At 36.2% G+C, this 12,173-nt stretch carries 5 protein-coding genes; 3 read left to right on the top strand and 2 right to left on the bottom strand.

Going from position 1 to position 12,173, the window contains the following annotated elements; genetic code table 11:
- Positions 1-4: 4 nt before the first annotated feature.
- Complete coding sequence (locus CKF54_RS01170) at positions 5-5,845, bottom strand: class I adenylate cyclase (RefSeq protein WP_119524461.1); 5,841 nt, start codon at positions 5,843-5,845, stop codon at positions 5-7.
- 398 nt (positions 5,846-6,243) lie between these two features.
- On the bottom strand, positions 6,244-7,152 hold the full coding sequence (locus CKF54_RS01165; RefSeq protein ID WP_119524460.1) for a LysR family transcriptional regulator: 909 nt from the start codon (positions 7,150-7,152) through the stop codon (positions 6,244-6,246).
- 214 nt (positions 7,153-7,366) lie between these two features.
- Here CKF54_RS01165 and hflK point away from each other — a divergent pair, with 214 nt between their 5' ends.
- From hflK to CKF54_RS01150, 3 genes are all read left to right on the top strand, one after another.
- A complete protein-coding gene (gene hflK, locus CKF54_RS01160; RefSeq protein ID WP_119524459.1) occupies positions 7,367-8,680 on the top strand; it encodes an FtsH protease activity modulator HflK in 1,314 nt (437 codons plus the stop codon).
- Entirely contained in the window at positions 8,680-9,720 is a 1,041-nt protein-coding gene (gene hflC / locus CKF54_RS01155) for a protease modulator HflC (protein ID WP_119524458.1), read from the top strand. The genes hflK and hflC overlap by 1 nt, the downstream gene beginning before the upstream one ends.
- A 700-nt stretch (positions 9,721-10,420) precedes the next feature.
- Positions 10,421-12,049, top strand: coding sequence for a peptide ABC transporter substrate-binding protein (locus tag CKF54_RS01150; RefSeq protein WP_119524457.1), 1,629 nt, complete (start codon positions 10,421-10,423; stop codon positions 12,047-12,049).
- Positions 12,050-12,173: the final 124 nt, after the last annotated feature.

The raw sequence follows: 12,173 nt of genomic DNA, 5'->3' as shown, positions 1-12,173 counted from the left end.
TTTGCTAGGACAGAGGAATGACTTTACTCCATTCTGGTACTTTTATTAAAGTATATTGCTTATCTTGATCTTGCTCGACAAAATACACCTCAAGTAAAAGCAAGCTTTTACTAATTTGTGGGCAAACTGTCCACAAGCAAGCAGGAAGCATACGTTTCAAGTTTCCTTTTGCTCCTAAGTAAATATGTAACTCTTGTTCAGCCGAGCTAAGATAGAGATCATAGCTATTAGTAGCTAAATTTGAGTTAATAAAGATTTGCATGACTCCAGCTTTGGACTTAGCTTGGATAAAAGCTAAGATAGGGTCAGTAACTTGGTAATTTCGTAAACTATATGGAGCAATATAGCTAGTTACTTTATAGCTTTGTTTAAACTCAGCACGTAGACTAGTAAAGTCTGGGCTGTTGCTTTGTTTAAGATTATTTAAATGATATTTAATCGTTTTGGTAAACAAAGCATTAATGTAACTAACATTGCTGGCATTTAGTTTTCTTACCCTAAAACTAGGGATCTTTTTCCCTAAATGGCTTTGCATATACTGTAAGAGGTTAGCAAATGCTTTTACCCCTTTAAAACGAATATTACGGTAAGTACCAACTTTTGTGACGTATACCAAACTAAAGTACTCTACCAGATCTTGCGCGACGGCACTAATGTTTATGTCAAGCTCGAGCAAGGTAGATTTTAATGAGGTAAAGTCCTCTGGAGAAATGTGGTTGTAATATTTGACAAAGATGTAAGCGCGAACGATTTTCTCTTCGTCTTTTAAACTAGCATGGGAGAAGATACGCGATAAATGAGTAATGGTTGAAACTACTGGTGCAAGGTTTTCCGTGCTAGTTTCTTTACTCGGTGTACGAGTTTTTAAGTAACCGAGTAAATGGTTAGCAACTTCTAAACGACGGTTACGACTTAAACTATTGTTTAACTCGGTGCGATAGTAGTTATGTAATTGCTCTGCGTAAGCTAGCTCACTAGTTAAAACAGTGGTAAAACCACCTTTAAGTAACTCTTTTTCTGGTAATGGGGGCGAGATAAACACTCGGTGTTCGCCATTAGCATTTAATTCAACCACTTTACGTTCATGGTTAGCAAGATGTTTAAATCTAACTAAAGGTTGAGTATAACTATAGTTAGTCTCCTCTTTAAAGTTGAAATTATCATCAACAATTAGAGGGCGCGAATCATTGTTAAACATGTTGAGGTAAAGATCAGAATTAGCGGTGTTTGGCGCCTCTTGAGGTTTTCTTGCCTCTGCATTTTGCCAGAGATTTTTAAAGATAGCATCTTGATTTAGTTCAAGGCTTTGGCTTGGGGTAAGTTTAACACTAACTTCTTGCAAGTTATAACCACTACCAGCAAAGTTTGGTAGTACTTGCGGGATAGCATTAGCTTTACGCATAAAGTCCAAAGTGAGTTTGTTGTTTAAATCAAGATTTAATTTGTCTCCAAGTTCAAGTAAGAGATTATCTTCGCTTAAGTAGCGCAGATTTTGATGATAAACGCGACTTTGGGTTTTATTACTTACTCTTAGTTTTACCCAAGCATAGTAAAGATTACCGAGGTAGTTAATGTAAGAGCGGTAAAGTAAAGGTTGACGTCTAAAATTATCTAGTACTTGATGTAAGAGACTAGGTGGATAGTTAAACCATTTTAAGCTTTTAACGGCTGGTAAGGTGTAAGCTATTTTAGCTTGCACTTTAGTCGTACTTGCTTGCCAAGTTGGACTAAAGTGGTAGCTTAGCGCAACCTGCGGTAAGCTAAAAGTAGTTGTCAGCCATATAGCAGTTTGCGTATTTTCTAACTGCTTTTGTTCCTGCTCTTCTTGGTTTTTGTTTTGCTTTTGTTTTTGCTTTTGGTTTTGCTCTGTCAGAGCTTGTGGCACTGTCAGAGCTTGCGGAATAGCATGAACAAAAACTTGCGGTTCCTCAAGTAAAGCTAAGAGATAGTTATAAATGCCTTCAAGGTTGAGGTTATAACGATATCCCTGACTAAGATTTTGTATTTTACTTGTTGGTTGTCTTCCCCAAATTTTTAAGCGACGGACAGCTAATAAAGCATCAATTTGCTTTTTAACTCTAATCTCTAAGTAACCTTGTTCGTTTTTTACTTGTTGATAGATATAGCTACCCCAATCAGCTTTACCAGGTTGCTCAAGCAGAAGCTGCGTAGCTGGAGCTACTCCAGCTTCTGCTAGTTTAGGTTTACTTGGAGTTTTTACATGTGCCTCCATTAAACTTGGTAAAGTTTGCGCAGGTACAGTTAACATTTCCCCAAGAACGCGATCTAAGTGTTTAGCTCCATGTCTTGCTTTTACAAGTAAGAGCGAGAAGAAGTTCTCGTAGATATTATGAGGAACAAAATCACTTAGAGGATCGCTATCTAAAATAGCTTCCTTAGTACTAATTGGTTGCTTGTATGCTTGTCCAAGATTTACCACACTAAAACTATCATCTGCTGGTTGAGCATTTGTAGCTTTTGTCTGCTTAGTTTGTTGGTTATTACGGACTAGGTTAGCCATTTTAAAAATACGCAGTTCTTGTGCGTCTAGTAGAGCTAACAGCTGCGGGTGAACTTTTGCCTTTTGCGGTAAAGTTAGTTGCAATCTTTTGACTGTAAAACCATTTTGCGCTAAGTCAGGTAAATAGTTTTTGAGCTGAAAATCTTGACTTAAAAGCGTAGCAGAGAAGTCTCGTAAAACCGCGTATTCGATGCTCAAGAAGTTAGTACTTTGATAGCGAGAGTTAACTCTGGCTTCAGGCACGAAGTGACCATGCTGGAAGATAACTTTTTGCGCGAGATCTTCCGGAGAAGCTGGGTTATTTTTTGCTGAGGCAATTAAGAGTTTACCAACTACATTTATGCGATGACGCATGTATTGGAATTGCGGTTTACTTCCTTTAACTTCATAAGCAGTCGTTACTTGGTTACTTACTTTGCTATTAAAGCTAGTACCTAAAGTTTTCGGAGATAAAGCGTGATTTATACGATCAAGCAGTTTACGCGTTGGGCGACTTACTTTTTGTTTAAGCTCTTGGCTTAGTTTGGTATTTTGCCCTTTGTTTCCTTGGCGCTCGCTATGTAGTTTTGGTGCTAACTCTTGAATTTCTTTATTATTACCGTGGGTTGGCTTACTATTTGTTAGATTACCAGAAGTTAGATTAGCGTTGCTTTTATTACCAGAGGTTCGATAACTGCTACTTTGTGAATCTTGAGTTTGCTCCCCTTGGACTTGACGATTTTGCGCTGGCGTATTTGCCTCTTGCAAACTACTTTCTGGAGTACAAACTAAGTGGGTTTGATAACCTGCTGTAAAATAAATTTTCTCTTTGCTATTAAAGTTAGCAGCTTGGTTAAACTTATCGATTTCTTCGACTTTAGTACGACTTAATGATTGGTTTAAGTCTGAGCCTAGTTTTTTCTGATTGCGCTTTATATCAAGCGGTGGAGTTTTGAGTTCATTTGGAGCATACTTAGCTAAAATTGTTGCGTAGGTTAAGAAAATCTTTTCTACCGGCTCCATGTAGTTTTGCCAACTCACACTGCTTAACTGTTCAGCAAGTGGTTCTTTTTCCTCGTTTTCTACAGGTTGAATAAAGATATAGTCAGATACGCTCTTAGTTAAAAGACGTAAGTAATCTTTACGTTTACGTAAACCTTTGAGGAGGTTAAGAAGAAAATCTTGGCTGTAGTAAGGATTTTGTTTTAATTGTAATTGGGTTTTGTTAGTTATTAAGCCGTTAAAGTAACACCAACATACCAGACTAATAAAGTCGTATTTTACTTCAATGTGTTTATGTTCTGGATTTAAGTTAGGGTTACTTTTATTGATATTAACTACATACCAAGCAAGGTTTTCTTCTTTTACACTTTTGGCGCTGTTTACCCTAGAGGTTGCTACTTGGTTAGCTAGAGGATTTTGTTCCTCTCGAGCTAGTTGTTTTAAACCTGTTTTTGTTTGTCCGAGTTTTTGTCCTAGTTCAGCTTGCTCAAATTGGTTTAATTCAGTTGCTTGCGCTAATTCTAGCTGCGCTTGCTCTGCTTGGGCGAGGCTACGCGAGGTTTTCTTGTCTTTTATTATCTCTTGTCGGGTATCTTCTTCTGTAGAAGATGTTTTTGCTTGTGCATTTAAGTAACTTTCTTCGTTGTTAACGGGAGAGTTCTCGCTTGGCACAAAAACATTAAAGTCACTTGTCTCTTGATTTTTTTGTTCAAAGTAACCAAAGTACAAATATTGCTCTTCGAGATTTAACTCTGGGAAGATATTGTAAATTTTGATTTGGTTACGATGGTTAATAAAGAGAGAAGAAACCGTACGTTCGATCTCTGCTAACTCTTGGTGATCAGCAAAGCTAATTTGCATGCTTTTGTCTTCTTCAACCACTTGCATCATGCAACTGTATAGTTGCAAGTAAGTTCTTACTAAAGCATGTTTATAGTTATCACTGAATTTAACTAGATCACCAATACGCCAGAAAGTAAAGCGTAAAGCTAGTTTAACGTCAACTATACTGATGTATTTAGCATACTTGCTACGCAGACGAATGGTCATAACGCGCAAGTCAGGCGGAACATTGATAAAGCTATCAGCCACGTCTAAGTGCATAAGTAAGTATTCAACAGCTTGCGCTTCATTGAGCTTTAAGCTGTGCATAATGCGATTTAGACTTGGGGTAAAGTGTTTGTTTACTTTGAGTAAGAAACTGGTAAACACTAAGTAAGCGCGTTCAGTATCACCTTGTCCTACTAAGTATTGCATTACCTTATCAACCACGAGTTCGTAAGGATCAAAGTAGAGACGGGAGACAATTGGAATGATCCCCCCGCTACTGCCGTCACTATGATAGATTTGGTGCCAGATACGAGAGTAGTCGCTATAGTTTAAACCAGCAATATCATACAGATTTTCATCATATTTAATCGTTGATCTATAACTTGAGTTACTCATACTAAGTATCTGTTTTTTCATAGTAACTGATACTAGTTCAGTATTTGGGTACTCACTAAAGTAAGCTTCAAGTAAGCAAATCTTGATAAAGGACTTAAACGGGTTTTGTAAGCTTTTATAGATTAACCAGAGAGAGGTCGCATAGAATGCTTGGCGACTTAAGTTAGTAACTTCAACTCCACCAAAGTCTATCCAATCTTCAGGGTTAATTAGTTGATAATCGAGATAGATTTGTTTTACTTCTTCGTAAGTTAAACCCTCGATTTCTGGAAGAAAGTACCATAGTACCCACTGCCCTGCTAGTTTAGTTGCTGAGCGGTAAAACTCATCAAGCAAAAAGATCTTTTCACGAATTCCACCTTCAGCTAACCTTTGGTTAGTGTGGCGGTTATACAGTAAATGTTGACTATCAACAATATAAAAACTTGCGTCAATAGCGTAGGCTTCTTTGAGCCACTCGCTAATGAGGTTTAATTTGCGATAAAGTCTTTTACGCTCAATATTGCTAAGACTTGGGTCAACAACTACCCAAAGATCTATGTCAGAATCAGCGGTAAAGGTTACTGAAGTTACCGAACCCATGACATAGATGCCAAGGATTTTATTTTGTTTGCTTTGGCGAAAGAATTTAGCAGTGGTGTTAACGTAATCCGCAAAATTTGCGAGTAAATCGAGATCAGGGATAAAGTTTTTAATGCCAGCAGGAGCATGTGGCACGTAAAACTTCATGCCATATTGATTGTAATGAAGAGTGTAAGGGATATAAGTAAGGAAGTCACGAACCGCAGGTGACTTAGAAGCAAGCGTAAAATCGTAGCGATGACGATGAAATTCGGTCATGGCTTGGCTACTACGCTTAAGCTCTGCTTTTGCTTGAGTATAAGTTAGGCCTTGCATATGAACTTCCTTAGCTAAACAAAGTTGAAGAAAGGGATAACAAGGAAGTCCTTGCTAAATTTAGGAGAGAAGACTATGGAGATAGTCTATATATTTTACTCTTTTTAGTGAAGAAAAAGGAGATTTTTTTATCATTCGGTTATTAATTGGGAGGATAACTTAGTTGCTTTTCTGCATAACTTAGTTATCTTTCTGCAGAATAACCTAGTTATCGTTCTGAGTAACTTAGCTATTCTTTATGAATAATTTTATTGTACTTAAGTTTGCTGATTGTAAAGATAAAAAGCTCAATTAATGAGAAAACTGTTAGTGGCTACTAACAGTTTTCTCTAAAAACCAGAGAAATTGCCACAATTTTAACTAAGGAATTACGCAAGTTTAAGCAAGTGGATAAATGCTTACCATTGATATTTGGTACATTCTTCCGCAAGAAAATCGATTAATTTACGAATGCGTATCGGCATGTTACGACGAGAAGTATAAACAACATAGGCAGCAAATTCTTGCGACTGCCATTCAGGAAGAATTTCTACTAAACGTTGTTCAGCAATAAATTTGTCGGCTAAATAGCGAGGTAAGAGAGCTACTCCTTGATTTGCTAGAACTGCGGAACAGATTGTAGTTGCTTCATTAGAGGTAAAGTTGCTACGAACTTTGAAAGAGCGTTTTTGATTTCTTTCGTCTTCATCTTGCTGAAAGAGTTCAATTACTCCATCTGTAAAGTTGCTATATTGAATAAAGTTATACTTTTCTAGCTCTTCAGGAGAGTTTATTTCTCCCTGTTCAGCAAGGTATTCAGGACTTGCTACTAAAACTGATCTTATACTACCTAGTTTACGGGCAATTAGTGACGAGTCTAAGGATTGACTAGTAAAACGAATGGCTAAATCGATACGATGACTTACTAAATCAAGACTTGCATCTGAACTAAGTAAATGTATATTTACTTTAGGGTGAATTTTAGTAAATTCTCCTAAAATTCTTGCAAGCTGGGCAATACCAAAAGATACACTTGTAGTTAAGCGGATTTCTCCAGAAAGGTCTTGTTGTTGACTTTCTTTGTAATTGGTAATATCTTCAATGTGATTTAAAATCTTTTGGAATTTTGGAATTGACATTTCTCCCGCGTAAGTTAGAGTAACTTTACGAGTAGTACGGTTAAATAAACGCGCTCCAGTCCAGTCTTCAAGAAAACTAATATAACGAGATACTTTGGCAGTGGAAATATTGTGGCGTTCAGCGGCTTCACTAAAGCTACTTAAGTCAGCAACATCGAGAAAAATTTCCATGGCTTTAAGACGATCCACCTGAAATCTCCTGTGAAATTATGTGAAATAAATAAGATTAAATTTTTAATTTTCTTCCTTATCTATTATAGCTAAAGGCGGAGATTTCTGACAAAAGATAAGTTATTCTTGTTATAATTAAATAAAAAGAAGTTAATTAGTGCACTTTGAGAAAAAATTAACAATTAGGTGTTCTAACTGACATTTTTCTCAAATTATTTTACGAGGATTATTCATGAGTGACGAAAAAGATAAAAAGTCTGGTGATGATCTTAGTCGTGAGTTAGAGGAACGTTTAAAGAAGTTTCGTGATCTAACTGGATCAAACTCTGAGACCGAGCAAGACAAAGAAAAAGAAACTCAAGGAAGTAAACGAACTTTTAATCAAACAAATCGTGATGATCGCAATGATCGTGATGATCGTAGCAACGAAAGTTCACAACAAAAAGAAAGAAGATCATTTAACATGCCGAAATTCTCTGGATTTAGCTTTGGTAAGAATGTCAAAAACATCTCTTTAGGAGGTGTAGCTCTAGCTTTAATAGGTTTTGTTGTAAGTGGTTTTTACACTGTAAACGAATCTGAGCGAGGCGTAATTAAGCGCTTTGGAGCTTATAAAGAAACAACTATGCCAGGTTTAAACTGGAAAGTACCTGTAATTGATAAAGTTAGTTTAGTAAACGTACAACGCGTAAGTGAATTACGTATTGACGGTACTATGTTAACTCGTGATGAAAACGTAGTAAACGTAACTTTAACAGTACAGTATCGTATCGATAACCCTGTAAGCTATCTTTACAATGTAGATGAGCCAGTAACAACTTTACAAGAAGCAACTGAAGCTTCTTTACGTTATGTTGTTGGTCATATGGACATGGATAGCGTAATTACCACAGGTCGTTCAGAAGTGCGTGAAAGCACTCGTCAAATGTTATTAAAAACTTTAGATTCTTACAACGTAGGGATTGGGATTGTTGACGTAAACTTCCAGTCAGCTCGCCCACCTGAAGAAGTAAAAGAAGCATTTGATGATGCAATTAAAGCACAAGAAGACGAACAACGTTTTATTCGTGAAGCTGAAGCGTACCAACGTTCACGTGAGCCAATTGCTCGTGGTCAAGCACAACGTATTGTTGAGCAAGCACGTGGTTATGCTGCCCAAGTAGTAGCGCAAGCAAATGCTGATGCAGCTGCATTTAATAATTTATTACCACAGTTTTTAGCAAATCCTCAAGTATTTAAGCAAAGATACTATTTAGAGACTTTAGCTGGTTTATATGCTGAAACTCCAAAAGTTATTATGCAAGATACTAATGGTATTACTTTCTTACCTCTAGATAAACTGCTAGAAAACATGGGTAAAGCAAAAGTTCAAACTACAGAACCAACACCAGCAAGCACTAGTTCATCAAGTTCTAGCTCAAGCTCTAGCTCAACAGTGAATAACAGTAGTACAACAACCACAAGCAGAGCAACGCCAAGTAGTTCAACAAACAATACAAGTGGACGTCAAGCACCTAGTCGCTTTGTAAATAGAGGAGGTAACTAATGCAAAGAGAACATAAACTAGTTGCTTTAGCAGTTCTGTTTGTAGCGGTAGTTTTCTTACTAGCTAATTCAATTTTTATCGTTAATGAAGGTACACGTGCAATTAAATTACGTTTTAATAAAGTAGTACGTGATGGAGACGGACAAGTAGTTGTATACAAACCGGGTATTCACTTCAAGCCTCCATTTATTGAAAACGTAATTAGATTAGACGCACGTTTACAAACTTTAGATGACACAACAGATCGTTTCTTAACGGTTGAGAAAAAAGACGTATTAATTGAGTCTTATGTTAAATGGAAAGTAGCTGACTTCGGTCGTTTCTATACAACAACTGGTGGTAACTACTCACGTGCTAATGACTTATTACGTCGTAAAATCAACGACCGTTTACGTTCTGAAGTAGGTAGCCAAACTATTTCTGATATAGTTTCTGGTCAACGTTCAGAATTAATGTCACAAGCAAAAGAAAGTTTAAATGCTGGTGAAGACGGTGCTTCAACTTTTGGTATTGAAGTTATTGACGTACGTGTAGTAAAAATTGAATTACCAACAGAAGTTGCAGATTCAATTTATCAACGTATGCGTGCTGAGCGTATGGCTGTAGCAGGTGAACACCGTGCACAAGGTCAAGAGCAAGCACAAGTAATTATGTCGCAAACTGACCGTAATGTAACGGTAATTCTTTCTGAAGCTAACTTAGAAGCTGCAAAAATTCGTGCTCAAGCTGATGCGCAAGCAAACGAAATTTACAATGCAACTTATGGTCAAAACTTAGAGTTATTTAACTTCTTACAAAACATGGAAGCTTACAAAACTTCTTTAGCTAATAACAATAGCGTGTTATTAATTAACCCTGAAAAAGATAGTTTCTTCCAATACTTATTTAATAACTCAATTGCGAACACTAATACTCGCCCTAATCTAAACGTAACTGTACCACCTTCTGCTTTACCTTCAACTCCGGTTGAACCAGTAACGCCAACAACTCCAGCAGCGCCTGCAACACCTGCACCTGCTACAACTCCAGCAAATAACTAATTGCTAGGTAAAATTAGTTGTTAGGTTTTAACTAATATTTAGGTAAACTAAGTTGATTAGTCAGACTGGTCTAACTAGTTAAGCTAAATTAGTCAAACAGTACAAACAAATTTTAGGCGAAATAAAAGTTAACTAGGCTAAAAACTTACTTCAAATAAAGTAGGGAATGTTGGTTTGTCTCGTTAACAAATATACCGTAATTTGTAGAAAAACTTGATATATTTATCAAGAAAAAGCCCCGTAAGATCTTCTTACGGGGCTTTTCATGTGGTCAAAAATTTTTTCATAAATTACTAGAAGCTTGTTTTTTATGGAGATTTATAAAAAGTAGACTGTTCCGCTAATTTTTGAAAAAATTGCGATTAATTACATTTTGCTATTTAAATTTGTATTTAACTTATGGTAAACTAAAATTAAATCTACTTAATTAATAAATAATTATTAGGTTTTGTAGGTGTTGTTTTAGCTGATCAACCTGTGCTTTTTTACGAGAGTTTCGGATTTTTTTATCTGTAAAAGGAAGTTGAATTTACCTTTGTAATTTCAATTAAATTAACTTGATTAATTTAAATTTACATTTAAATTTACCTTTCAATGTCTTCAAAAGAACGGAGAAGGTAAAAAGCTTAATTTAAGGTTAATTAGCTCTAAAGCAATAACTCATTAAATGATTTTGATTAAATAATTTAAAGGTTACTATATGAAAAAATTAGCATTAGCTTCTTTAGCAGCGGCTTGTCTAGCTGCTCTGCCAGCATATGCTGCAGAAATCCCAGCAGGAACAAAATTAGCAGCCGTACAAGAGTATCGTTACAACCAACAATCAAGTCCGGACACAATTGACCCGAACTTAGCGGCTTATGAAGATTCATTTACCGTAATCCGTTTGCTATTTGATACATTAGTACGTCAAGATTCAACTGGTAAATATGTTCCTTGGGCTGCTTCAGAGTGGAATGTATCAGAAGATGGCTTAACTTGGACATTTAAATTACGTCCAGAAGCAACTTGGTCAAATGGTAAACCTGTAACGGCAAAAGACTTTGTTTACTCTTGGCAACGTTTAACAAATCCACAAACGGGTGCTCCTTATGGTGACTACTTAGTAACGGCTAACGTAGTTAATGCTAAAGAGGTACATGAAGGTAAATTAGATTCAAGTGAATTAGGGGTAAAAGCAGTTGACGATTACACTCTAGAAGTAAAATTAAGTCAACCAACTCCTTGGTTTGCGCAAATGGTTTCTTTAGGAGTACTTGCTCCATTACCACAAGAGACCATTGAAAAGTATAAAGATTCTTGGACAAATCCTGATAATATTGTAACTTCAGGTCCATTCTTATTAAAAACTTATCGTTTAAACGATGTGATGGAGTTTGTGAAAAATGAAAAACACTATGATGCTGCTAAGACAGTAATTACCAAAGTACATTTTGACTTCATCAATAGCCCGAATACTAACTACTTTAAATACTTAACTGGGGAATATGCGTTGAGTAATATCCCAGTACAGTACAGAAAAACAGTTTTAGAAGAACGTCCGGAAGAGGTTTACACTTCAAGCCGTTTAGGTACTTATTGGTTAAAATTTAACAACCAAAAAGTAACTGACGTACGTGTACGTCGTGCTTTAACTTTATTAGTAAACCGTGAAGTGTTTACTAAACAAATCATCGGTGGTAACGTACCAACAGCGCAAATTACTCCACCAAACATCACTGATGGGGAATTAGTTAAACAAGCTGACTGGTTAACAAGATCGCAGGCTTTAAATAACAAAGAGGCAGAAGAGTTATTAAGAGCTGCAGGTTACACTAAAGAAAAACCTTTAGTATTAACTTTATTACAACCATCTGGTGGTAACTCTGGTAAATACTTTGTTGCTTTACAAGGTTGGTTCAAACAAGGAAGTAACGGTTTAGTTGATTTAAAACAAGAAGCTGTTGAATCACGTACAGTAATTTCTAGAGTTGCAAATGGTGAGTATGATTTTACAATCTCTGGTTGGATTGCTGACTATGATCAAGTAACAACTTTCTTCAACAACTTTACATGTAACTCACCAATCAATGAAATGAAATATTGTAACCCTGAGTATGATAAAGTTCTAGCACAAGCAAGTCTAGAAAAAGATGACCAAGCACGTCGTCAACTTTACGCTCAAGCGAACGATATCTTATTAAAAGATATGGCAGTTGGTCCTTTATTTAACATTGAGAATATATTCTTAAAATCTCCTGTATTAGGTGGTTTTAATCCTAAAGCACAGCAACGTTATATCAACGATTACTACTTCGTTGATGGTCCTAAAGCTAAAGGGGTGAAATAGTTAAGTAAAACTCCAATAATGATCAAACAAGCTGTAAGATAGATACGAACTAGGCTCTTTGCAATGCAAAGAGCCTAGTTTTTATTTTGTTTACTAATTTATTAATCCGTAATTCCGTATAATT

The sequence above is a fragment of the Psittacicella hinzii genome (assembly GCF_003585885.1).
In the GTDB taxonomy this organism is placed as follows: Bacteria; Pseudomonadota; Gammaproteobacteria; order Enterobacterales; family Psittacicellaceae; genus Psittacicella.
This window is presented reverse-complemented; position numbering and strand designations above follow the sequence as displayed.

Bases quoted from the DNA above. Each gene is read 5' to 3' on its own strand.
- CKF54_RS01170 (WP_119524461.1), bottom strand. From the start codon at position 5,845: ATGCAAGGCCTAACTTATACTCAAGCAAAAGCAGAGCTTAAGCGTAGT.
- hflC (WP_119524458.1), top strand. From the start codon at position 8,680: ATGCAAAGAGAACATAAACTAGTTGCTTTAGCAGTTCTGTTTGTAGCG.
- hflK (WP_119524459.1), top strand. From the start codon at position 7,367: ATGAGTGACGAAAAAGATAAAAAGTCTGGTGATGATCTTAGTCGTGAG.
- CKF54_RS01150 (WP_119524457.1), top strand. From the start codon at position 10,421: ATGAAAAAATTAGCATTAGCTTCTTTAGCAGCGGCTTGTCTAGCTGCT.